This is a genomic window from uncultured Martelella sp. (genome assembly GCF_963677965.2).
Classification (GTDB): Bacteria; Pseudomonadota; Alphaproteobacteria; order Rhizobiales; family Rhizobiaceae; genus Martelella; species Martelella mangrovi.
The window spans coordinates 45124-67358 of sequence record NZ_CAXXFM010000001.1 but is presented as its reverse complement, the minus strand read 5'-3'; the positions used below and the strand labels follow the sequence as shown (position 1 = coordinate 67358).

Sequence of the window (22235 nt, the reverse complement as noted above, 5' to 3'; positions counted from 1 at the left end):
TAGGAAAATAATCCTTGACGGCGTTACGGTCGTTTGATAGGTTTTGTCTACAGTCGGAAATCTGTGAGGGTCGGAGACGACACCAAACCCGGTTTCAGGCTCATCATCCGATTTTTCAGCCCGGTTTTCCAGCCGGGCTTTTTTGTTGCCGAACGGCTGCCGGAGCGCCGGAAGGAGGTTTCGTGGTTGACCATGAGACATGCGATATTTCGCTGTTCGGGCTGTGGCCGCGCAGCCCGCGCTATGACGGCGATCTCGCCGGGCGGCGTGTGGAGACGGCCTATCATGTGATTGAGCCGAAGGCGCGCAGTGGCGATGCCGATGACGCGCTCAGGCTTTTGCTGAATGATCTGACGGCCGAGATGCGGGCGCAGTTTGCCTTTTTCCGCAAGCTGCGGATGGCGGCGGTGAAGAAGAGCCGCGCCGAAGACGGTGATGCGACGGATGTGCGCGGTGAGGTGAAAGCGGCGGCCGACGCGGTGGCGCTGATCATCCGCACGCTGGAAAAGGCCGACGAATTGCAGCGCCGGCTTGCCGAAAACCGCCGCAATGCGGAAGAGCGCGATCTCAACCTCAGGGATTATGACGATGCCAAAGCCCACTTCCTCGACCTCATCGAAAAGCGGGCCGAGGAACTGGCGCAAAAGCGGATCGCCGAGCGGGCCACAACAGGTACAGAATGATCCTTATGCCTTTGTCCGTGAACTGGCGCGCGACTGGTCGTTTCTGGCGCGACCGGAACAATTGCCGCCGGAAGGGCACTGGCGGACATGGCTTTTGATGGGCGGGCGCGGTTCCGGCAAGACCCGCGCCGGGGCGGAATGGGTGCATGATCTGGCGCTTGCCGGAGGGCCGAAAAGCGATCTGCGCATGGCGCTGGTGGCCGAAACGCTGGGCGATGCCCGCGAGGTGATGATTGACGGCGTATCCGGTATCTGCCGGGTGGCGCGGCGGATGAAACCGGTTTTCGAGATCACGCGGCGCAGGCTGGTCTGGCCGAATGGCGCCATGGCCTATCTGTTTTCCTCCGAAGATCCGGAGGCGCTGCGCGGGCCGCAGTTTCATTTTGCCTGGTGCGATGAGCTGGCGAAGTGGCGTTACGGGCAGGAATGCTGGGATATGTTGCAGTTCGGGCTGCGGCTTGGCGCGACGCCGCGCCAGATGGTGACGACAACGCCGCGTGCCGTGCCGCTGCTGAAAAAGCTGATGGCGGAGAATGATACCGCGCTGACGCGGATTGCGACGGCCGATAACCGCGCCAATCTGGCGCCGGGCTTCATCAAGGCGCTTGCGAGCCGCTATGGCGGCACGCGGCTTGGCCGCCAGGAACTGGACGGCGAACTGATCGAGGATCGCGAGGACGGGCTCTGGAGGCGCATGGAACTTGAGGCGGCCGTTTCGCGCAATGCAATGGCGACGGGGCGGATTGTCGTTGCTGTCGACCCGCCTTCGGGCTCCGGCCGCCGGTCCGTCTGCGGCATCGTGGTTGCCGGAGCCATGGAAAATGGCGGCGCATTGGTGCTGGCGGACTGTTCCGTTGAGGGCGGGACGCCGGCGCAATGGGCGCTGGCCGTGGTCGAGGCGTTTCGCCGGTTCGATGCCGACCGGGTGGTGGCGGAGATCAATCAGGGCGGCGATATGGTGACTGCCATGCTCAAAAGCGTTGATGAACGCCTGCCGGTTTCGACGGTCAGGGCCAAACGCGGCAAGTTTCTGCGCGCCGAACCGGTGGCGGCACTCTATGAGCAGGGCAGGGTGCGCCATGCGGGGCATTTTGCCCGGCTCGTCGACCAGATGTGCGATTTCGGGCCGGATGGGCTTTCCGCCGGACGCTCGCCCGACCGGCTGGATGCGCTGGTCTGGGCACTGACGGCTTTGCTTCTGGAGGGCGACGGCGTGCCGCGGGTGCGCGGCGTTTGAAAGCTATTGACGCTTGCACCGCACAATGACGCATGCTAGCCGGTTGCCGCTATCGGCCGTTTCGGCATTGCATGAGGTTTTTGCATGATCAGACATATCGTTTTCTTTTCGGTGCCGGAAGGCGGTGACGCGGATGCGGTCGAGGCCGGTCTTTCGATCCTGACGGAAAACCCGCATGCAACAGTGCTGGAGATCGGCCGCAACGCGCGCAGCGATCTTTATGACGAGAAAGTCGATTTCATCGTCTATGGCGAGTTTACGGACGAGGCGGCGCTTGCCGCCTATCGCGCCCACCCGCTTTATGAGAAGTCGACCTCTCTGGTCCGGCCGCTCCGCGAAATGCGGATTGCCGCCGATTTTGACTCTTCGGTTGCAGTGCGGCACTCGCGCTACAGGGACTGAGGTCTCAACTGAAATTTGACTGACAAAGCCCCGGTTCGCCGGGGCTTTTTTGTTTCAAGCCAAGGAAAAAGGGGTGAGGCATGAAAATGCCCTTTCATCTGCCGGGCAGGCGCCCGACCGACGCTGCCCGCGTGTCCGATAAAAAGGCGGCGACAATGGTCTCCGCGCTGGCGCTGAGCGGCGAGGCGCGCTGGTCCGGCCGCTCTTACACCGCCCTTGCCCGCGAGGGGTTCATGAAAAACCCGGTCGCCCATCGGGCTGTCCGGCTGATCGCCGAGGCGGCAGGGAACATGCCCTGGCAATTGTTCGAAAACGGCACGCTTGTTTCCGATCATCCGCTGCTTTCGCTTTTGAAACGGCCGAACCGGCGCATGTGCGGGGCGGATTTTCTCGAAGCCCTGTTCGGGGCGTTGCTGCTTTCGGGCAATGCCTATGTCGAGCCGATCGTTCTGGGCGAGGATTTGCGCGAACTGCATCTTCTGCGGCCTGACCGTATCCGCGTCATCGAGGGGCGTGATGGCTGGCCGGAGGCTTATGAATATCGCACCGGCAATCATGTGAGCCGGTTTGCCGCCGAAGGGGATGGTTTGAGCCTGCTTCATATGCGGCTGTTTCATCCGCTTGACGACCAGACGGGATTTTCACCGCTGGCCGCCGCCCAGCGGGCGCTCGACCTGCACAATGCGGCGTCGGTCTGGAACAAGGCGCTGCTCGACAATTCGGCTCGACCGTCCGGCGCGCTGGTCTATCAGCCCAAGGATGGCGGTAACCTGACCGCGGAACAGTATGAGCGGCTGAAGCAGGAGCTGGAAGAGGGTTATAGCGGCCCGGTGAAGGCCGGGCGGCCGCTGCTTCTGGAAGGCGGGCTCGACTGGAAGGCGATGGGGCTGACGCCGCGCGACATGGATTTTACCGAGGCGCGCAATGGTGCGGCCCGCGATATCGCGCTTGCTATCGGCGTGCCGCCGATGATGCTCGGCATTCCCGGCGACAACACCTATTCCAACTATCAGGAGGCCAACCGCGCCTTCTACCGGCTGACCGTGCTGCCGCTGATTGCCCGCACCGCCGCCTCGCTGACGGCCTGGCTGGAGCCGGTTTACGGCGAGGGGCTGAAGCTTGAACCCGACCTTGACCAGGTGCCGGCCCTTGCCGCCGAACGCGATGCGCTGTGGGCCCGCGTTTCTGCGGCCGCTTTCCTCACCGATGAAGAGAAGCGCGAGGCCGTGGGGTACTGAGCATGAGCAACAAAAATCCTGAAACAGGAGCGGATATGGGCGGGAAAACCATGCTGGCCGATGAACTGAAATATGCCGATCTGTCGCTGACGGACCTTGCCGGCGACGGCTCGTTTTCCGGTTATGCCAGCCTGTTCGGCGAAATCGACCTCGGCAAGGACATGATCGAGCGCGGCGCGTTTTCGCGCTCGCTGCAGAAACGCGGGGCCGAAGGCGTGCGGATGCTGTTTCAGCACGATCCATCCGAGCCGATCGGCGCCTGGCGCAAGATCCGCGAGGACGGGCGCGGGCTTTATGTCGAGGGTGTGCTTTCGGCCGATGTGGCGCGGGCCCGCGAGGTGCATGCGCTGATGAAATCCGGCGGTCTCGACGGGCTTTCCATCGGGTTCCAGACCGTGCGCGCCAAGACCGATGCGAAAACCGGGGTGCGCCGGGTGCTGGAAGCGGATCTCTGGGAAATTTCAATCGTCACCTTTCCGATGCTGCCATCGGCACGCATTGCCAGCGTGAAGCAGGCCGGTGACGCATTTCCCACAATCCGAGAATTCGAGCGATGGCTGACGCGGGATGCCGGCCTGAGCCGAAAGGCGGCGCGCCGGCTTCTGTCCGGCGGCTATGACGCGCTGGTCGGCGGGCGGGATGCGGCCGGCGGCGACGAGACCGACGACGAACGGCTGCTCGGGCTTTTGAACCGCGCACGCCGGTTGATGTCGTCCTGACCTTTTCAATCAGTGAGAGGAATTCATCGTGACAGATATGAAGATGAAAGCGGCGCCCGAGATCAAGAGTGCGCCCGCGAGCATTTCGGAGGCGTTCGAGGCGTTCATGTCGAGCTTCGAGAGCTTCAAGGATGCCAATGACCGCCGGCTTGGCGAAATCGAAAGCAAGATGGGCGAGGATGTGGTGACCCGCGAAAAGGTCGACCGCATCAACCGCGCCATGGATGCACAGGCCCGCCAACTTGAGGAAATCCAGCTGAAGAAGGCGCGACCGGCGCTTGGCCGCGGCACGAGCCTTGCGGCGAGCGAGCACAAGGCGGCGTTCGAGAATTATATCCGCCGTGGTGACGAGCATGGATTGCGTGCGCTCGAGGCCAAGGCGATATCGACGACGGAAAGCGATGGCGGTTATCTGGTGCCGGATGAAACCGACACGGAAATCGGCCGCAGGCTCTCTGCCGTCTCGCCGATCCGCCGGCTGGCAACGGTGCGCCAGGTTTCCGGTGCGGTGCTGAAGAAGCCGTTTATCGCCTCGGGCTTCACGGCCGGCTGGGTCGGCGAGATTGCCGATCGCGACCAGACGGCAACGCCGGATATCTCCGAACTGACTTTCCCCACCATGGAGCTTTACGCCATGCCGGCGGCAAGCGCCTCGCTGCTTGACGATGCGGCTGTCGATGTCGAAAGCTGGATCGCTTCGGAGATCGATATCGCCTTTGCCGAGCAGGAAGGTGCGGCCTTTGTCAACGGCAATACGGTGAATACGCCCAAGGGGTTCTTGAGCTACACCACCGTGGCCGACAGCGCCTGGGAGTGGGATATGATCGGCTATATCGCCACCGGCGTCGACGGCGATTTCAAGGCGGCCGATCCTTCCGATACGCTGATCGAGACGATCTATGCGCTGAAGGCGGCGCACCGCCAGAACGCAAATTTCGTGATGAATCGGAAGACGCAAGGGGCGATTCGCAAATTCAAGGATGCCGACGGCAACTATCTCTGGCAGCCGCCTGCAAGTCTTGGCCAGCCGGCCTCGCTGATGGGCTTTCCGGTGACCGAAGCGGAGGACATGCCGGATGTCGGCACCGACAGCATGTCGATCGCCTTTGGCGATTTTGCCGCCGGGTATCTGGTTGTCGACCGCGCCGGTGTGCGGGTACTGCGCGATCCCTATTCCGCCAAGCCTTACGTGCTGTTCTACACCACCAAGCGCGTCGGCGGCGGGGTGCAGAACTTCGAGGCGATCAAGCTGGTCAAGTTCGGCGAAGCGTAAGCGGCGGAACGGATACGAAGCAACCCGGCAGTCTAGACACTGCCAGGATTCAGTTTGTTGACAAAACCCGTTGCGCTCTTCTTATCCGTCACCCCGGACTTGATCCGGGGTCCAGGGCGACATGACGCGTACCTTTGAAGGGGGTTTCGCGGCAATGCCTCGCCAGGCGGCTCCGGATGCTGGCTCAAGGCCGGCATGACGGCGCACGGGACTTTGTCAGCAGTCCGACCCCGGCAGGTTCTGCCGGGGTTTTTTGATGGCACAAGGACACGATTGCGATGAGTTATGCCCTGATCACGCCGGCAGCGGAAGAACCGGTGACGGTCTCCGAGGCCAGGGATTTTCTGCGACTGGACAATGGTGACGAGGACTCGCTGCTGGGCGATCTGATCACCACGGCACGGGACTATCTGGAGACGATCAGCGGCCTTTCGCTGGTGACCCAGCAATGGCGGCTGTGCCGTGATGACTGGCCGTCAAGCGGGATGGTGTCGCTGGCGCGCGGGCCGGTGCAATCGGTCGAGGCCGTCACGGTCTACGATGGCGGCGGTACGCCGTCCGTTGTTTCGCTTGATCGTGCGCGGCTGGATGGCCGGGCGCGGCCGGCGCGGTTCTATCTGCCGGCGCTTGCCGGACGGCGTGCGGGCGTGAACGGGATCGAGGTTGATTTTACGGCCGGGTTCGGAGCCGCGGCGGATGTGCCGGAGGTCGCCAGGCAGGCGATCCTGCGCCACGTCGCCCACATGTTTGTCTTTCGCGGGGTCGTCAGCGCCGGGCAGCAGCCTGCCGGTGCGCCGGATGGTTATGACCGGCTGATTGCGCCGCTGAAAGCCTGGAGGCTTTGATGCTGACACTCGACCCCGGCGCATTTTCCGCGCGTCTCGATTTGATGACGCCTGAGGCCACCTCTGACGGGCAGGGCGGTGCAACAATCACCTATGTGGCCTTCGCAAAAGCCTGGGCCCGGATCGAACCCGTATCGATTGCCTTCAGCGAAGAGGCCAATGGCGAGACCTTTCGGGTGACCCACGAAATCTGGCTGAGGGCGCGCGCTGATCTCGTGCCCGGCATGCGATTTCGGCGCGGCAGCCGGGTTTTCAGACTGGCCGGCTGGCGCGATCCGGATGAGACCGGGCGCTATACGGTCTGCCGTTGCGAGGAGGTGGCGACATGAGTTCTGCTGAAAACGCACTGCTCGGCGCAATCCACAGGACGCTGAATTCCGACACGACGCTGTCGGCACTGATCGGCGCCGATGCGATTTTCGACCGGCTGCTCAGCCGGCCGCGTTTGCCGGCCATTGTCTTTGGAGAGTGCGAGACCCGCGACTATTCAACGTCCACGGAGAGCGGAAGCGAGCATTTTCTGACCATTGAGATCTGGTCGGAGGCGCATGGCCGCAAGACGTTGCAGACAATCGAGGCGCGGGTGAAAGCGCTGCTTCATGACAGCGATCTGAGCCTTTCCGGGTTTGCGCTGATCAATCTGCTGCACCGCTCCACGCGGGTGCGACGGGTGACGCGGACCGGCTATTTCCTCGCCGAAATGCGGTTTCGCGCCGTGACCGAACCCGCCTGAGCCGGCCCTTTTTCCAATTCTGAACGGAGAGTGTGATGACAGCCCAGAAGGCCAAGGATCTGCTGCTGAAGCTGCATAATGGAAGTGCCTATGAGACGGTCGCCGGCCTCAGGTCGAAGCGGCTCGCATTCAATGCCGAAACGGTGGACATTACCGATTCGGAAAGTGCGGGACGCTGGCGCGAGCTTCTCGGCGGCGCGGGCATTCAGCGCGCCTCGCTGACGGCGAGCGGTATTTTCAAGGATGCCGCGTCCGATGAAACGGTGCGTGCGGCCTTTTTTGCCGGTGCGCTTGTGAGTGCGGAGATCGTGATCCCGGGATTTGGCACGCTTGCCGGTCCGTTCCAGTTCACATCACTCGAATATTCCGGCCAGCACAATGGCGAGCTGCAGTTCGAAGTCGCCCTTGAATCGGGCGGGGCGATCAGCTTTGGAGGCGGAGCATGACACGCAGCGATGCCCAAGGCCGCGCCAACCGCTATCGCGGTGAGGTGGAAGCGGTGATTGACGGCGAACGCCGTATTCTGTGTCTCACGCTGGGCGCGCTGGCAGAGCTTGAGACGGCGTTTTCGGCCGATGGTCTCGGTGATCTTGGCAAGCGGCTGGGTTCCGGACGGCTGAAAGCGCATGACCTGATTGCCATCATTGGCGCAGGTTTGCGCGGCGGCGGCAATGCCATCGACGACGACGAGGTGGCGGCGATGAGCATGGAAGGCGGCGTGGCGGCCTATGCGAAACTCGCCGGTGAACTTCTGACCGTGACCTTTTCGGGAGGAGAGGCTGTTCGTCCGCAAACGGACGGAAACACGCCGGACCCTTCCTAGCCGCAGCGGCAGCGCCCGAACCTCCCGGCGCCGAACCGTTCCCCTGGCGGTCGGTGCTTCATACGGGGCTTTGCCTGCTGCGGCTGCAACCGGACGATTTCTGGGCGCTTTCACCGGTCGAATTTGCGGCGATGACGGGGGCTTTTGCGCCGGTCGCGCCCTATCCGACACGGGCGAACCTTGAAGACCTGATGATGCGTTACCCCGATCAAGCGAGGAACGGTAATGGAACCTGACACAAGCGATAATTATGCCGATGCCGTGAGCGGTGCGAGTGCGCTTTATGACGTTCTGGGCGACCTTGAGGCGCAGTCCGACCGGTTTTCGAGGGCGATCACCGGCGCACTGAAGGATGCGACGCTTTCCGGCAAGGGGTTGCAGTCCGTGCTGGGGGACCTCGGGCGGCGGCTTTCCGAGCTGGCGCTGAACTCGGCGCTGAAGCCGCTCGAAAATGCGATTTCCGGCCAGATCGGCAATCTTGCCGAAGGACTGGTTCAGGTGTTTGCCCATGCCAATGGCGGGGTGCCGGGCCGGATCACGCCATTTGCTTCCGGCGGCGTGGTTTCGCGGCCGACCTATTTTCCGATGAGCGGCGGGCTCGGGCTGATGGGGGAAGCCGGCAGTGAGGCGATCTTGCCCCTGAAGCGCGGTTCCGACGGCGCGCTTGGTGTTGCCGCTTCAGGCGGCGGCGGACCGCAGATCGTCTTCAACGTGACGGCGCAGGATGCCGCGAGCTTCCAGAAGAGCCAGGGGCAGATTTCCGCGATGCTGGCCAGAGCCGTGCGCTCCGGTCAGCGCAATATCTGAGGGGGCACCATGAGCACGAGCTTTCACGACGTGCGCTTTCCGTTGCGGCTGTCGCTTGCCGTCAGCGGCGGGCCGGTGCGACGCACCGATATTGTCAGCCTTTCCAACGGACGGGAAAACCGCAACCAGCGCTGGCGCAATTCCAGGCGCAACTATGATGCCGGTTCCGCGGTTCGTTCGATTGCGGATTTGTATGAACTGACGGCATTTTTCGAAGCGCGGAACGGTCAGCTTTACGGTTTCCGCTTTCGCGACCCGGTCGACTTCAAGTCCTGCGGGCCGCTGGCCGAACCCGGTCCCTCGGACCAACGGATCGGGCAAGGGGACGGCGCCACGACCGCGTTTCAGCTGATCAAGACCTATGGCGACAGTGCGGCCGCGTTTGTGCGGACGATCGAAAAACCGGTGGCCGAAACTGTGCGAGTTTCGGTCGACGGGATCGAGAGCCTGGAAACGGATTTTTCCGTCGATGCGACGACCGGGATCGTCACTTTCGATGGCAGAGCGGTGCCGGCGGACGGAGCGGAGATATTCGCCGGATATGTTTTCGATGTGCCGGTCCGCTTCGATATCGACCGTATCGACATCAATATGAAAGCCTTCAATGCGGGCAGTGTGCCATCTGTGCCGCTGGTGGAGATCATGCCATGAGAGCAATGAATGCGGCGCTGCAGGCGCACCTTGTGCAGGACGCGACCACTGTCTGCCACTGCTGGCGGCTTGTGCTGAAAAACGGAACCGTTCTCGGCTTTACCGAACATGATCGCGATCTCTTTTTTGCCGAAACGCAGTTTCTGGCGGCAAGCGGTTTTTCATCCTCCGGCTTCGAGGCCGAGGACGGCCTTGCGGCCAGCACCAATGAGGTCGTCGGCGGTTTTTCCAATGATGCCATTACGGAAGAAGCACTGTCGGCCGGCGACTATGACGGAGCGCGCGTGGAGGTTTTTCTTGTGAATTGGCAAGCGCCCGATCAGCACCAGATCATGCAGGTCTACGAGGTCGGCGAAGTTTCGCGCGAAGGTGGCGGCTTCAGTGCCGAATTGCGGGCGATCACCCATCGTTTGTCACAGCCGCAGGGGCGCAGCTTCACCCGGCGTTGCGATGCCGTGTTCGGGGATGCGGCCTGTGGCTTCAACCCGCAAAGCCCCGGCTTCTTCACGACCGGAACGGTTGCCGCGGTTGAAACCGATACCCGGATTTTGGTGACGGCAGGCGGCGATTTTTCCGAAGGGTTTTTCGCCCACGGTGTGTTGAGCTTTGAAAGCGGCAATCTTGCCGGGCGTCGTTTCGACATCGAAACCAACGCGCTTTCATCCGGCGACATGCGCATTGATCTGTGGTTGCCCCTTGAGAGCATGCCGCAGGCCGGTGATCAGGTGCGCCTGACGGCGGGGTGCGACAAGGCATTTTCCACCTGCCGGAACAAGTTCGCCAATCATCTCAATTTTCGCGGCTTTCCCCACATGCCCGGTGCCGATTTCGGCTATTCCTATGTGAATGGCGAAAGCACGCATGACGGAAGCCCGATCTTCAAATGACAATGATGGGGGCACGCGCCGTCGCCGAGGCCGAAAAGTGGATCGGGACACCCTATCGCCACCAGGCTTCGGAGATTGGTGTCGGTTGCGATTGTCTCGGGCTTATTCGGGGGGTGTGGGGTCGACTTTACGGTGAGGTTCCGGGTATCGGCGCGCCTTATGCTGCCGACTGGGCCGAACGCACCGGCCGGGAACGGCTGCTGGACGCCGCTGCCCGTTATTGCGGTACGGCGATCGCTCTCGAACAGATGGCCCCCGGGGATATCCTGTTGTTTCGCTGGCGCGCGCAGTTTGCCGCCAAACACGCCGGGATCCTGAGCGCAGACGATCAGTTCATCCACGCCTACGAGCAGGCGGGGGTGATCTGCTCGTCACTCGTTCCCGGATGGCGGCGGCGGATTGCCGGCGTCTACCGGTTTCCCGATTTTCCGCCCGTGCGGTCCGGCACTGACTGACGCAGCCTGCGTTCGCAATTCTTCAAATACAAAAAAAGAGACCGGCCCTGTCTGCCTCAGGCATGGCGCGGCCCGTTTCCGGATCGAGGTTCTGGCAATGGCGACAATCGTGTTTCAGGCGGCAGGCGCCGTGATCGGCAGTGTTTTCGGGCCCTTCGGCGCAGTTGCCGGGCGGGCGCTGGGGGCGCTGGCCGGCGCTGCCATCGACAATTCGTTGTTTTCCGGCGGGCGCAGGGTCAGCGGGCGGCATCTGCCAACAGCGCGCATGGGCGGAGCCGAGGAAGGGGCTGCGATACCGCGCGTCTACGGCACATCGCGGATCGGCGGCACGCTGATCTGGGCGACGCGCTTTGAGGAGGAAGTGGTCGAGGAACGGACGGGCGGCAAGGCAGCCGCCGGCCCCACGGTCGAAAGCTTTTCCTATTTCGGCAATTTCGCCTTCGGGATCTGCGAAGGACCTGTTGCCGCAATCCGGCGGGTCTGGGCGGACGGGCGTGAGCTGGATCTTACCACGATCGAAATGCGCTTTTATGCCGGCGATGACAACCAGTTGCCGGACCCTCTGATCGAGGCCAAGCAGGGAACGGGCAATGCGCCGGCCTATCGCGGGCTGAGCTATGTCGTCTTCGAACGTCTGCCGCTTGATACGTTCGGAAACCGGATTCCGGTTTTTCAGTTCGAAGTGTTGAGGCCCACCGGCGCGCTGGAAAACCAGGTGAAGGCCGTTGCCATCATTCCGGGCGCGACCGAGCACGGACTTTGTCCGTTTCCGGTGACGGAATCGCTCGGCAGCGGCCAGCAGCGGATTATGAACCGCAACACGCTTGTGCGGACAACGGACTGGGAAGCCTCCTTTGACGAACTGATGGCGCTCTGCCCCAATCTGGAGCGCGTCGCGCTGGTGGTTACCTGGTTCGGATCGGATCTGAGGGCCGGAGCGTGCAAGATCCGTCCAGGGGTGGAAATGCCGCATCGGGTCGCAGAAAGCACGCCCTGGCGGGTTTCGGGGATCGCCCGCGACGAGGCCTATGTGGTGAGCACCCATGAGGGTGGCCCGGCCTATGGCGGCACGCCCAACGATGCTGGGCTGATGGCGGCGATCGGCGATCTCAAGGCACGGGGCCTGAAGGTGTTTCTCTACCCTTTCATCATGATGGATGTGCCCCAGGAAAACGGTCTGCCCGACCCTTACGGCGGCGCGCAACAGGCGGTCTATCCCTGGCGCGGACGCATCACCTGTCACCCCGCAGCCGGACAACCGGGGACAACGGATCGTACGGCCGAGGCGCGGGCCGATGTCGAGGCGTTTCTGGGCACGGCCGAGCCGCATGATTTTACGCCGGGGGACGATGGCGTCGGCTTTGCCGGTTCCGATGCTGGCTACAGGCGCCTCATCTTGCACTATGCGCACCTGGCGACAGCAAGCGGCGGTGTTGATGGTTTCATCATCGGCTCGGAATTGCGTGGCCTGACTGCGATTCGCGACCAGAACGACGCCTTTCCTTTTGTTGAAGGGCTGGTTGAACTTGCCGCTGACGTGCGGGGTATTCTGGGACCGGAAACGGCGCTGACCTATGGGGCCGACTGGAGTGAATATTTCGGCTACCAGCCTGCCGATGGCAGCGGTGATGTCTATTTCAATCTCGATGCGCTTTGGGCAAGTCCGGATATTACCGCCATCGGCATCGACAATTACATGCCGCTTTCCGACTGGCGCGACGACGATCTTGCCGCCGATAACCCGGACGGTTTCCGGACTGCGACCGATCCGGCCGGGCTGGAGGGCCAGATTGCGGCCGGTGAGGGCTTTGACTGGTATTATGCCAGCGACGCCGACCGACGGATGCGTGCCCGAAGCCCGATCACCGACGGGCTGGCCGGCAAGCCATGGGTCTATCGCTACAAGGACCTTGAAGGCTGGTGGACCAATCTGCACTACAACCGGGTCGGTGGCAGCGAGGCGGCAACTCCGTCTTCCTGGACGCCGATGGCCAAGCCGATCTGGTTTACCGAACTCGGTTGCCCGGCCGTCGACAAGGGCAGCGGCCAGCCGAACGTGTTTGCCGATCCGAAATCGGCGGAGTCCGCCTATCCGTATTTTTCAAACGGCAGACGTTCGGATGACGAACAGCGCCGTTTTCTGGAAACTCATCTGGACTGGTGGGCCGGTGCACAGGCTCCGGCGGGCATGGTTGATCCCGACCATATCTTCCTGTGGTGCTGGGATATCCGGCCTTACCCTGCCTTTCCGCAAAATGGCGAATTGTGGAGCGATGGCGACAACTGGGCGACCGGGCACTGGCTGAACGGCAGGCTGGGGGCAACGACGCTTGCCGACACGGTGCGCACGCTGCTTGCCGATCATGGTTTTCATGATTGCGACACCCGTTTGCTGAGCGGCGATCTGGTCGGATATCAGCAGGCCGATATCGATGCGGCGCGCGATCTGATCGAGCCGCTGCTTTCACTCTATCTGGCCGACTGTATTGAAACAGCGGGGGGACTGGTGTTTCGCTCGCGCCAGCGCGCAAGCCTGCCGTCGCGGCAGATCGAAATCCTCGCAGAGCCCGATGAAGCTGCCGGCCTGTGGCGGGAAACGCGCCTTCATGACAGCGATCTGGCGGGTGAAGCCACCGTGACCTATCTGGACCCGGCAACCCGTTACGAACAGGCAAGCGCACGGTCGAGCCGCGCTGTTGCGGCAAATGACCGGGTATTGCGATACGGGCTGCCGACGGTTCTGCCCGAGGCGACGGCGATCGAACGTGCGTCGGCACTGTTGCGCGAAAGCCGGATCGCGGTGCGCACGCTTCAGCTTGACCTGTCGCCACAGGAACGCAGTGTGGAAATCGGCGACGTTATCGATCTCAAGGATGGCCCCGCCGGACGGTTCATGGTGACCAGGCTTGAACTTGCCGACACGATCAAGGTTGAGGCACGGTCGTTTTCGCCCGGTGCAGGCAATGTCGCAAGAGTGACAGACCGGTGGCATAGCCCGGATAACATGCCCTCCGAAGGTTTCTCTCCGCGCGTCATGTTCCTGGATCTGGCACGCGACAGGGCCGGCGCTTCGGAGGATTTCGCGCGGATTGCCGTTTTTGCCAGACCCTGGCGGCGGTGCTTCATTGCTTCATCGGCGACCACGGAGGGCTATCAGCCCGGCGCGGCCGCAGAGAGGCCGGCGGCGACCGCTACGCTGGTATCGCCGCTGATGCCGGGGATAAGCGGACGTTTCGATTTCACCCGCGAACTGGTTGTCGATCTGGACTTCGGCGGTCTTGCCTCGGCAACCAAGGCCGCGGTGCTGAGCGGGGAGAACCGGCTTGCCATCCGGGCCGACAACGGCGTGTTTGAAATCGTCGGATTTCTCGATGCCGCGGAACTGTCGCCCGGCCGTTGGCGCGTGGGCGGCCTGCTGCGCGGATTGCACGGTACGGAAGATGCGATGGCCGCCGGCGCATCTGCGGGGGCCGATGCCGTCGTGCTCAACGCATCGGTTGTTCCCCTTGGCATCAGTGCTCAGCATGTTGGCCTTGCGCGCAACTATGTCGTCGAAACGGCATATGGACAGATCGATCCGCAGGCGCCCTATAGCTTTGCCGGCGGTATCCGCGCGGAAACGCCGCTTTCGCCTGTCCACTTCAGGGGCCGGCGCCTGGCTTCGGGCGATGTCGCCTTTCGCTGGATACGACGCTCCCGCATCGATGCCGATGACTGGAGCGCTGCCGAAATCCCGCTCGACGAGGAAACGGAAGCCTACCGTCTGGAAATATTCTCCGGCGAAACACGCGTGCGCAGCATCGAGACGTCATCGCCGGAATGGCTCTATCCGGAGGTCGACCAGATTGCCGATTTCGGGACGCGGCCCGAGCTGATTTCGATTCGTCTTCGCCAGATGGGTCGGAAAGTGCCGCTTGGAACGGCACTCAATGCGCAGATTTCACTTCCAGGCTGAACAGAAAGGAAATGGCATGGATTACGCAAAAAAATGGTATCTCTCCAAGACCGTATGGGGCGCACTGCTTGCGGTTGCCGCTCCGCTCTTCCAGATGGGGGGAATCTATCTGGATGAGGGCATGCAGAGCGATCTGGCCACATCGATCACGACCTTCGCCGGTGCGTCCGGTGGATTGCTTGCCCTGTTCGGGCGTATTTCGGCAAAGGATACATTGGTTCGATAGTACTGTTTGCGAAATATCCCGCCGGGCTGGAAAACCCGGCGGGCAAGCGGTTTTGTTCGGGCGGACGGGACTATTCATTTGCAGTTCAGCCAACTATTCTTATGAGTGGTGGCTGAATGAACTGCTTTGGGAAAAACTGCGCGATGTTCAGAAAGACGCATGGAATACAGATCGTGTTGGCAAGCGTTCTGCTGTTTGCAGGGCAGGTCGGGCCTGCTGATGCGGCCTCCTGCGCGGCGGCGGCCAAGGCGGTCGTGAATAGCACGGGGGGCGAGCTGTTGTCGGCTGTGCCCGCGCCGGACGGGGACGGCTGTCTGGTGACGGTTATCGTGCCCGCAAGCAATGGCAATATGCCGCGCAAGGTGACCCGCCGTGTCCCGGCGCGTTGATCCGATCCGTGTGCCGTACCGCCGATCCTGACCGCAAAACAGTGAATTGACCGAAATGCGTATCCTTCTGATCGAAGATGACGAAAACCTCAACCGTCAGCTGGCCCAGATGCTCAGGGACGCCGACTATGTGGTAGACTGTGCCTATGACGGCGTCGAAGGGCACTTTCTGGGTGATACGGAGCCCTATGACGCGGTGATCCTGGATATAGGACTGCCGGCCATGGATGGCGTGACAATTCTGGAAAAATGGCGCAGTGCCGGGCGGAAGATGCCGGTCCTGATCCTTACCGCGCGTGACCGCTGGAGCGACAAGGTGGCCGGGATCGATGCCGGCGCGGACGATTATGTGACCAAGCCTTTCCATATCGAGGAGGTGATGGCGCGCATCCGGGCGTTGATCCGCCGGGCTGCGGGGCATGCAACAGGCACGATTACATGCGGGCCGATTGAACTCGATGTGAAGGCCTCAAAGGCGACCCTTGACGGCGTGCTGTTGCGGCTGACTTCACATGAATACAGGCTTCTGTCCTATCTAATGCATCATCAGGGCGAGGTCGTGTCGCGTACGGAACTGACGGAGCATCTGTACGATCAGGATTTCGACCGTGATTCCAATACGATCGAGGTGTTTGTCGGACGGTTGCGTAAAAAGGTAGGGCCCGAATTGATCGAGACCGTCCGCGGTCTCGGTTACCGGATGCAGGTTCCTGAATGAAATGGGCGAATTCACTCACGCTGCGCTCTCTGGCGCTGACGACCGTTTGGTTTGTCATGGCGCTTGTGGTGATCGCCGTGGTGATTTCAGCCCTTTACAGAAACACGGCCGAGCGTGGTTTCCGTCAGCTTCTGCAGGCGGAAATGTTCAATGTTGTCAATTCCGTATCAATCGATGAAAAAGGAGAACTTCAGGGCACGCCGCAGCTCGGCGACCTGAAATACAAGCGGCCGCAGACCGGGTGGTACTGGGTTGTCGATCCGCTTTACGACAATACCAAGGACCCGTTGCGCTCTCCCTCTCTCGGCGAGACGGACCTGCCGACAAGACCGGAAAGCGAAGTGCCCTATGATGGCGATTTCCGCCGCACCTATATGGTTCGCGATGAGCAGGGCAATGACGTGGCCGTCATGGAAACCGTGGTCGTTATGGACGACAATGACCGGGCAACCCGGGTTCGGGTTTCGGGCAACCGCAATGCGGTGGACAGCGATGTCCGTTGGTTTTCGCGCCGGCTTTATGTTGCGCTTGCTCTCTTCGGTGTGGCCAGCGTTCTGCTCAACGGGCTGATCATCTTGTGGGCGTTGCGTCCGCTCGACAGCGCACGGGCGGCGCTCAGCCAGATTTCCGAGCGCGGCGAAGGCGAGATGAAGGGGAAATTCGCCGTTGAAATTCAGCCGCTTGCAGATGAAATCAATGCGCTTCTCGCCAATAATCGCGCTATTGTCGAGCGTGCTCGCATGCAGGTCGGCAATCTGGCGCATTCGCTGAAAACCCCGATCGCCGTGCTGTTGAACGAAGCCCAAAGCATGGAGGGGCAGGGCGGCAAGCTGATCGCCTCTCAGGTGGTTATGATGCAGGCGCAGGTTCAGGCCTATCTCAACCGGGCGCGGATCGCTGCACAGACCGAGTCCGTTCTGACACGCTGCGAGGTGGGCCCGGTTCTGGAACGGCTGGTTCGCGTTATGCGCCGTCTCAACCCCGATACGGAATTCTCGCTGTCGTGTACCAAAGGGCTTGTGCTCGCAGCCGAGCAGCAGGACCTTGAAGAGGTTGTCGGCAATTTGCTCGAAAATGCGGCGCGTTTTGCAAAAAGCGAGGTCCGGGTCAGCGCACAACGGCTTGAAGCACCTGAAGATGCCGGCGATTGGGCCGAGATTACCGTTGTTGACGATGGTCCCGGCCTTACCCCGGAGGAAATCCAGACCGCGATGAAACGCGGTCAGCGCCTTGACGAAAGTGGCTCTGGTTCGGGACTGGGGCTTTCCATCGTTGATGATATTGTGCAGGCTTATGGTGGCCGGTTTGAGCTGACCGGCCTTGAAGGGGCCGGTTTGCATGCACGGATCGTATTGCCGGCAAAGTGCAGAAAATAGACGGTTGAACACTCCGATCCGGTTGGTTGCGGGCGAATTCTGGCCATAATCTGTTTTTACGTCCAGACGATACCGGGTTGTATTTCATGTTTTCTGCACGGCACCGTCATGGTATCGGGCAGCGTGTGCCGAGATGACTTTTTCAGGTTCAGGGGATCAAAAACATCGTGAAACGAATTTTTCTGCTTGTCGCCGTTGCATCTGTGATCGCGGGTTGTTCAACAACACAGCCTGTCCGACCAGCCGGATCGGCCCAAACGGTTACGCCCGCGCAATCCGTTCCTGCTGCCTCGTTTGATGGCGGTTTGGTGGACCGTTCCGGCGTTGCGCTTTCGCCGGCCGACCATGCAAAAGCGCTTCAGGCGGAACAGTATGCGCTTGCCTCGGCGCCGGCAGGTGAAACTGTTTCCTGGCAGGGTAGAGGTGCACAGGGCAGCGTCACGGCCGCCAGTCCCTATCAGGTCGGCGACCAGAACTGCCGGCAATATACGCAGAAAGTGATCGTCCAGGGGCGCGAATATGTCGGGCGCGGCGCCGCCTGTCGTGAACCGGATGGGTTGTGGACATTGTTGAACTAGCCTGTTTCCAAGGCATCCGTATCTGCGACTTTTTGTGGCAGAGTGGAGCAATAAGCCTTTAATCTATTGGCTATTTTGCGAGGGTGGCGTACGAAGGTAGTGTTATGATTTTCGCCACCGTTGCCCTCGTCATGCTCCTTGTTGCAGCCGTTGCGGTTGCGCTTCCGCTTTTTCGGCAATCGGGACTGGCCGAGGATGACGCAGCCGCCGGCCAGGCTGCGGTCTACCGCGATCAACTGCTGGAAATTGAGCGGGAACGTCGGGACGGGCTGCTCAGCGAGCAGCAATATGAGGCCTCGCGGGCCGAGATCGGAAGACGATTGCTCGCTGTCGACGATAGCAGCAGCAAGGCTGGCGGGCCCGGCGGCAATCAGTCCTTTATGCGGTGGGGCGCCATTGCCGCAATCGTGGTTTTGATGATTGGCGGGGGGCTTGTTTACCCGCTTGTGGGAAAGCCCGGCGCTTCCGATCAGCCGCTGGCTGCCCGAATGAACGCCGATGAGCCGGACCTTGCTGTTCTGGTGGCGCGCGTGGAACAACATCTGGCGGAACATCCCGACGACGGGCGCGGATGGGATGTGATCGCGCCGATTTATCTTCGTGAAAACCGTTTTGAGGATGCGCAGGACGCCTATGCCAATGCGATCCGTGTTTCCGGCCCCACTGCCGAACGCCTTGCCGGGCTCGGTGAAGCGATCGTTGCCGTGAACGCGGGCGTTGTTACCGACGAGGCGCTGGACGTGTTCCGGCAGGCCGAGGCGATCGATCCGGACGAACTGCGGACGCTCTATTTCATTGCGCTTGCGGCTGAACAATCGGGCGATTTCGCCGTGGCCGTCGAGCGGTTCGAACGTTTGCAGGCAGCGCTGCCGGCCAATTCCCCGTGGCGGGATATGGTTGCCAGCCGTATAGCGCAGAACAATCAGCAGCTTGCCGACAATGGCGTTGTTGCAAACGGACCGGATGAAGAGGCGGTTGCCGCCGCTGCCGAACTCTCCACGCAAGCGCGCGCGGACATGATTGACGGCATGGTCTCGGGGCTTGAGCAGAGACTGGATGAAAACCCCGATGATATCGATGGCTGGATGCGTCTGATACGGTCATATGCCGTGCTTGGGCAGCAGGACAAGGCGGCTTTGGCACTTGCAGAGGCAATCGGTTACTATGGAGAGGGAAGCGAAGTGGCCGCGCGTTTGACGGCCTTTGGGGACTCGTTGCAGGTTTCGGGAGTAGAGCCTTGAATCGAAAGAAGAAAAGGCTGGCGGTTATTGCTGGCGGTGTCGGTTTTATCGCAATTGCGGTGTTGCTGGTTCTGTTCGCGCTTTCGCGCAGCGTTTCCTATTTCTACATGCCTTCCGATCTTGCCGAAAAACCGGTCGGCGAGGGAACGCGGATCCGGCTTGGCGGGCTTGTCGAGGAAGGCTCGATCAAGCGCGTCGAAAATTCAAATGTGCTTTTTACCGTGACCGACGGTGGCGGTGCCGTTGAGGTGCGCTATGCCGGGATATTGCCGGACCTGTTCCGCGAAGGGCAGGGTGTGGTGACCGAGGGCCGGTTTGACGGCGACGGTGCCTTTCACGCCGATACCGTGCTTGCCAAGCATGACGAGAATTACATGCCCAGAGAGGTTGCCGAGCGTCTGAAGGAAGACGGCGTGTGGGAAGGCGAAGGGGAGGCCGCCCCGTGACGGTCGAACTTGGACTTTTCGCACTGGTTCTGGCACTTGCCGTTGCGCTGGCGACCTTCATCGTGCCGATGATCGGCGTCAGGCGAAACAGCCCGCAGCTGATGTCGGTTGCCGTCAGTGGCACGCTGACGCTCTTTGCTCTGGTGGCGCTCTCCTTCGGCGTGCTGATCCGCAGCCATCTTGTCTCCGATTTTTCGGTCCGCAATGTCTGGGAGAACTCCCATTCGCTGATGCCGCTGGTCTACAAGTTTTCCGGCGTCTGGGGGAACCACGAGGGATCGATGATGCTCTGGCTTCTGATCCTGACATTGTTCAGCGCGCTCGTGGCGGCCTTCAGCCGGAACCTCCCCGATGATCTTCGGGCCAATGTACTTTCGATCCAGGCGCTGATTGCGACGGCATTTCTGCTGTTCATTATTTCGACGTCGAACCCGTTCATGCGGTTGTTTCCGGTGCCCGGAGAGGGACAGGATCTCAACCCGGTTCTTCAGGATTTCGGTCTCGCGATCCACCCGCCTCTGCTCTATCTCGGCTATGTCGGCTTTTCGGTCTGTTTTTCCTTTGCGGTTGCCGCCCTTGTCAGCGGGCGGATCGACGCGGCCTGGGCGCTTTGGGTGCGGCCGTGGGCGTTGCTGGCATGGCTGTTTCTGACAGCCGGTATCGCGATGGGCTCCTACTGGGCTTATTACGAGCTCGGCTGGGGCGGCTGGTGGTTCTGGGACCCGGTTGAAAACGCCTCGTTCATGCCATGGCTCGCCGGCACGGCACTTCTGCATTCCGCGCTGGTGATGGAGAAACGTGAGGCGCTGAAGATCTGGACGGTGCTGTTGTCGATCCTGACATTTTCGCTGTCTCTGCTTGGCACCTTTCTGGTCCGGTCCGGCGTTCTGACCTCCGTGCATGCCTTTGCGACCGATCCCACGCGCGGGATTTTCATTCTGGCCATCCTGGCGTTTTTCGTCGGCGGGTCACTGGCGCTGTTTGCCTGGCGGGCGCCGCTTTTACGCTCGGGCGGGCTGTTTTCGCCGATCTCGCGAGAGGGCGCGCTGGTCTTCAACAACCTGATCCTGACGGTCGCTGCAGGAACGGTGCTGACCGGTACACTCTATCCGCTTCTGCTGGAAACGCTGACCGGTGACAAGATTTCCGTCGGTCCGCCCTTCTTCAACATGACCTTCGGGTTGCTGATGATCCCGCTTCTGCTTGCTGTTCCCTTCGGTCCGATGCTTTCCTGGAAACGGGGTGACCTGAAGGCTGCAAGCGAACGCCTGCTGGTTGCCGGCATTCTTGCGCTCGTGCTGGCTGCCGGCTTCATCTATTTCCATTCCGGCGGGCCTGTGCTTTCTCTCTTTGGCGTGGCGATCGCATTCTTCCTGATATTCGGCGCGGTGAGCGATCTCTGTTATCGCTCCGGGTTCGGCCGGATGCCGCTGTCGCGCGTGTGGCCAAGGCTTGTCGGCCTGCCACGTTCCGCTTTCGGTACGGCGCTTGCCCATTTCGGCCTCGGCGTGACGGTGCTGGGCATTGTTGCCGTGTCTCTTTATGAAACCGAAGCGGTTCTGGAAATGACACCCGGGACCACCGTTGATGCCGGTGGCTATACGGTGACCTTCGACGGCACGACACCGGTCAGGGGGCCGAACTATCTCGACGAACGGGGCATGTTCACGATCTCACAAGACGACCGTGTGGTCAGGAACAGCTATTCGGCCAAACGGGTTTATCTTTCCAACAACATGCCGACCACGGAGGCCGGAATTTCCACATTCGGTCTCAGTCAGCTTTATGTCTCGCTTGGCGATGAGCGTGCCGATGGCGCCTGGGTGGTGCGGGTGTGGTGGAGGCCTTTCATCCTGTGTATCTGGCTCGGCGGTGTCGCCATGGCGCTTGGCGGCGTGGTTTCACTCACGGATCGCCGGCTTCGCGTTGGTGCGCCGGAACGCAGCCGCAAGCGCCGCACAGTTGAGGCAAGGGCAGGGGCGCCAGGATGAGCTTTCGCGTTTTTGTGATCGCGCTTTTGCTGCTGTTGCCGCTGGCAACCGCCCGGGCGGTGACCCCTGACGAGGTGCTTGACGACCCGGCGCTGGAAGCCCGCGCGCGTGCGATTTCCGCGCAACTGCGCTGCATGGTGTGTCAGAACCAGTCGATCGATGATTCGAATGCGGATCTGGCGCGTGATCTCAGGCTGCTTGTGAGGGCCCGTCTTGTCGATGGCGACAGCGACGAAGAAGTGCTCGATTATGTCGTCTCCCGTTATGGCGAATTCGTGCTGCTGAAGCCGCGCCTTTCGCCCAAGACGTGGCTATTGTGGGGCGCTCCGGGTGTTCTGATTGTGTTCGGGGGGCTTGTCTTGTGGCGGCTTTCGGCAAGCCGCCGTGCGCCGGATCGCCCGCTTTCAAAGGACGAAGAGGCCCGCCTGAACCGTCTGCTGGCTGATGGCGACGAGAATTAACAATCCGTCATTTTGTGGACAGATTTCTGTAAGGTCGTAACCTTTATAGTGCCTTTATCCGATTTGAAGACAGCTTCAAAACAGTCACTAAAGGAAAAGGT

General features: G+C 61.4%; 25 protein-coding genes and 1 pseudogene. All 26 read left to right on the top strand.

Features of this window, described 5'->3' with window-relative positions:
* Positions 1 to 182: 182 nt before the first annotated feature.
* The gene (locus ACHZCU_RS00310) at positions 183 to 683 is read left to right on the top strand and encodes a hypothetical protein (RefSeq protein WP_319517189.1); all 501 of its coding nucleotides are present in this window, start codon (positions 183 to 185) and stop codon (positions 681 to 683) included.
* Positions 583 to 1920, top strand: a complete 1338-nt coding sequence (locus ACHZCU_RS00305; RefSeq protein WP_394705994.1) for a DNA-packaging protein — start codon at positions 583 to 585, stop codon at positions 1918 to 1920. Before ACHZCU_RS00310 ends, ACHZCU_RS00305 begins: the two co-directional genes overlap by 101 nt.
* Positions 1921 to 2004: 84 nt before the next feature.
* The gene (locus tag ACHZCU_RS00300; protein ID WP_319517187.1) at positions 2005 to 2322 is read left to right on the top strand and encodes a Dabb family protein; all 318 of its coding nucleotides are present in this window, start codon (positions 2005 to 2007) and stop codon (positions 2320 to 2322) included.
* An 80-nt stretch (positions 2323 to 2402) separates the two neighbouring features.
* Entirely contained in the window at positions 2403 to 3560 is a 1158-nt protein-coding gene (locus ACHZCU_RS00295) for a phage portal protein (RefSeq protein ID WP_319517186.1), read from the top strand.
* 35 nt (positions 3561 to 3595) lie between these two features.
* A complete protein-coding gene (locus ACHZCU_RS00290; protein WP_106305056.1) occupies positions 3596 to 4279 on the top strand; it encodes an HK97 family phage prohead protease in 684 nt (227 codons plus the stop codon).
* Between the two features lie 37 nt (positions 4280 to 4316).
* Positions 4317 to 5552: a phage major capsid protein gene (locus tag ACHZCU_RS00285; RefSeq protein ID WP_319519720.1), complete on the top strand. Its 1236-nt coding sequence runs from the start codon at positions 4317 to 4319 to the stop codon at positions 5550 to 5552.
* 278 nt (positions 5553 to 5830) lie between these two features.
* Positions 5831 to 6397: a phage head-tail connector protein gene (locus tag ACHZCU_RS00280; protein ID WP_319517185.1), complete on the top strand. Its 567-nt coding sequence runs from the start codon at positions 5831 to 5833 to the stop codon at positions 6395 to 6397.
* The gene (locus ACHZCU_RS00275; protein ID WP_106305050.1) at positions 6397 to 6726 is read left to right on the top strand and encodes a phage head closure protein; all 330 of its coding nucleotides are present in this window, start codon (positions 6397 to 6399) and stop codon (positions 6724 to 6726) included. Before ACHZCU_RS00280 ends, ACHZCU_RS00275 begins: the two co-directional genes overlap by 1 nt.
* The gene (locus ACHZCU_RS00270; RefSeq protein WP_319517184.1) at positions 6723 to 7130 is read left to right on the top strand and encodes a DUF3168 domain-containing protein; all 408 of its coding nucleotides are present in this window, start codon (positions 6723 to 6725) and stop codon (positions 7128 to 7130) included. The genes ACHZCU_RS00275 and ACHZCU_RS00270 overlap by 4 nt, the downstream gene beginning before the upstream one ends.
* A 35-nt stretch (positions 7131 to 7165) precedes the next feature.
* Positions 7166 to 7576: a phage major tail protein, TP901-1 family gene (locus tag ACHZCU_RS00265; RefSeq protein WP_319517183.1), complete on the top strand. Its 411-nt coding sequence runs from the start codon at positions 7166 to 7168 to the stop codon at positions 7574 to 7576.
* On the top strand, positions 7573 to 7953 hold the full coding sequence (locus ACHZCU_RS00260) for a gene transfer agent family protein (protein ID WP_319517182.1): 381 nt from the start codon (positions 7573 to 7575) through the stop codon (positions 7951 to 7953). The genes ACHZCU_RS00265 and ACHZCU_RS00260 overlap by 4 nt, the downstream gene beginning before the upstream one ends.
* 47 nt (positions 7954 to 8000) lie before the next feature.
* A pseudogene (locus ACHZCU_RS00255) lies at positions 8001 to 8189 on the top strand (rcc01693 family protein); the annotation flags it as partial.
* The gene (locus ACHZCU_RS00250) at positions 8179 to 8760 is read left to right on the top strand and encodes a phage tail tape measure protein (protein ID WP_319517181.1); all 582 of its coding nucleotides are present in this window, start codon (positions 8179 to 8181) and stop codon (positions 8758 to 8760) included. The pseudogene ACHZCU_RS00255 and the gene ACHZCU_RS00250, both read left to right, overlap by 11 nt.
* Positions 8761 to 8769: 9 nt before the next feature.
* Entirely contained in the window at positions 8770 to 9411 is a 642-nt protein-coding gene (locus ACHZCU_RS00245; RefSeq protein WP_319517180.1) for a DUF2460 domain-containing protein, read from the top strand.
* On the top strand, positions 9408 to 10298 hold the full coding sequence (locus ACHZCU_RS00240) for a DUF2163 domain-containing protein (RefSeq protein WP_319517179.1): 891 nt from the start codon (positions 9408 to 9410) through the stop codon (positions 10296 to 10298). The genes ACHZCU_RS00245 and ACHZCU_RS00240 overlap by 4 nt, the downstream gene beginning before the upstream one ends.
* Complete coding sequence (locus ACHZCU_RS00235; protein ID WP_319517178.1) at positions 10295 to 10753, top strand: NlpC/P60 family protein; 459 nt, start codon at positions 10295 to 10297, stop codon at positions 10751 to 10753. Before ACHZCU_RS00240 ends, ACHZCU_RS00235 begins: the two co-directional genes overlap by 4 nt.
* Positions 10754 to 10850: 97 nt before the next feature.
* Positions 10851 to 14708: a glycoside hydrolase/phage tail family protein gene (locus ACHZCU_RS00230; RefSeq protein WP_319517177.1), complete on the top strand. Its 3858-nt coding sequence runs from the start codon at positions 10851 to 10853 to the stop codon at positions 14706 to 14708.
* 16 nt (positions 14709 to 14724) lie between these two features.
* Positions 14725 to 14934: a hypothetical protein gene (locus ACHZCU_RS00225; protein ID WP_106305020.1), complete on the top strand. Its 210-nt coding sequence runs from the start codon at positions 14725 to 14727 to the stop codon at positions 14932 to 14934.
* A 143-nt stretch (positions 14935 to 15077) separates the two neighbouring features.
* Positions 15078 to 15323 (top strand): hypothetical protein, encoded by a 246-nt coding sequence (locus ACHZCU_RS00220; protein ID WP_106305017.1) that lies wholly within the window; start codon positions 15078 to 15080, stop codon positions 15321 to 15323.
* A 55-nt stretch (positions 15324 to 15378) separates the two neighbouring features.
* Positions 15379 to 16041, top strand: a complete 663-nt coding sequence (locus ACHZCU_RS00215) for a response regulator transcription factor (protein ID WP_106305253.1) — start codon at positions 15379 to 15381, stop codon at positions 16039 to 16041.
* On the top strand, positions 16038 to 17417 hold the full coding sequence (locus ACHZCU_RS00210) for a HAMP domain-containing sensor histidine kinase (protein ID WP_319517176.1): 1380 nt from the start codon (positions 16038 to 16040) through the stop codon (positions 17415 to 17417). The genes ACHZCU_RS00215 and ACHZCU_RS00210 overlap by 4 nt, the downstream gene beginning before the upstream one ends.
* 305 nt (positions 17418 to 17722) lie before the next feature.
* Entirely contained in the window at positions 17723 to 17995 is a 273-nt protein-coding gene (locus tag ACHZCU_RS00205) for a hypothetical protein (RefSeq protein ID WP_319517175.1), read from the top strand.
* A 104-nt stretch (positions 17996 to 18099) separates the two neighbouring features.
* A complete protein-coding gene (gene ccmI / locus ACHZCU_RS00200) occupies positions 18100 to 19236 on the top strand; it encodes a c-type cytochrome biogenesis protein CcmI (protein WP_319517174.1) in 1137 nt (378 codons plus the stop codon).
* On the top strand, positions 19233 to 19682 hold the full coding sequence (ccmE, locus tag ACHZCU_RS00195) for a cytochrome c maturation protein CcmE (protein WP_319517173.1): 450 nt from the start codon (positions 19233 to 19235) through the stop codon (positions 19680 to 19682). The genes ccmI and ccmE overlap by 4 nt, the downstream gene beginning before the upstream one ends.
* Positions 19679 to 21673, top strand: a complete 1995-nt coding sequence (locus tag ACHZCU_RS00190; protein ID WP_319517172.1) for a heme lyase CcmF/NrfE family subunit — start codon at positions 19679 to 19681, stop codon at positions 21671 to 21673. The genes ccmE and ACHZCU_RS00190 overlap by 4 nt, the downstream gene beginning before the upstream one ends.
* Entirely contained in the window at positions 21670 to 22134 is a 465-nt protein-coding gene (locus ACHZCU_RS00185) for a cytochrome c-type biogenesis protein (protein WP_319517171.1), read from the top strand. Before ACHZCU_RS00190 ends, ACHZCU_RS00185 begins: the two co-directional genes overlap by 4 nt.
* Positions 22135 to 22235: the final 101 nt, after the last annotated feature.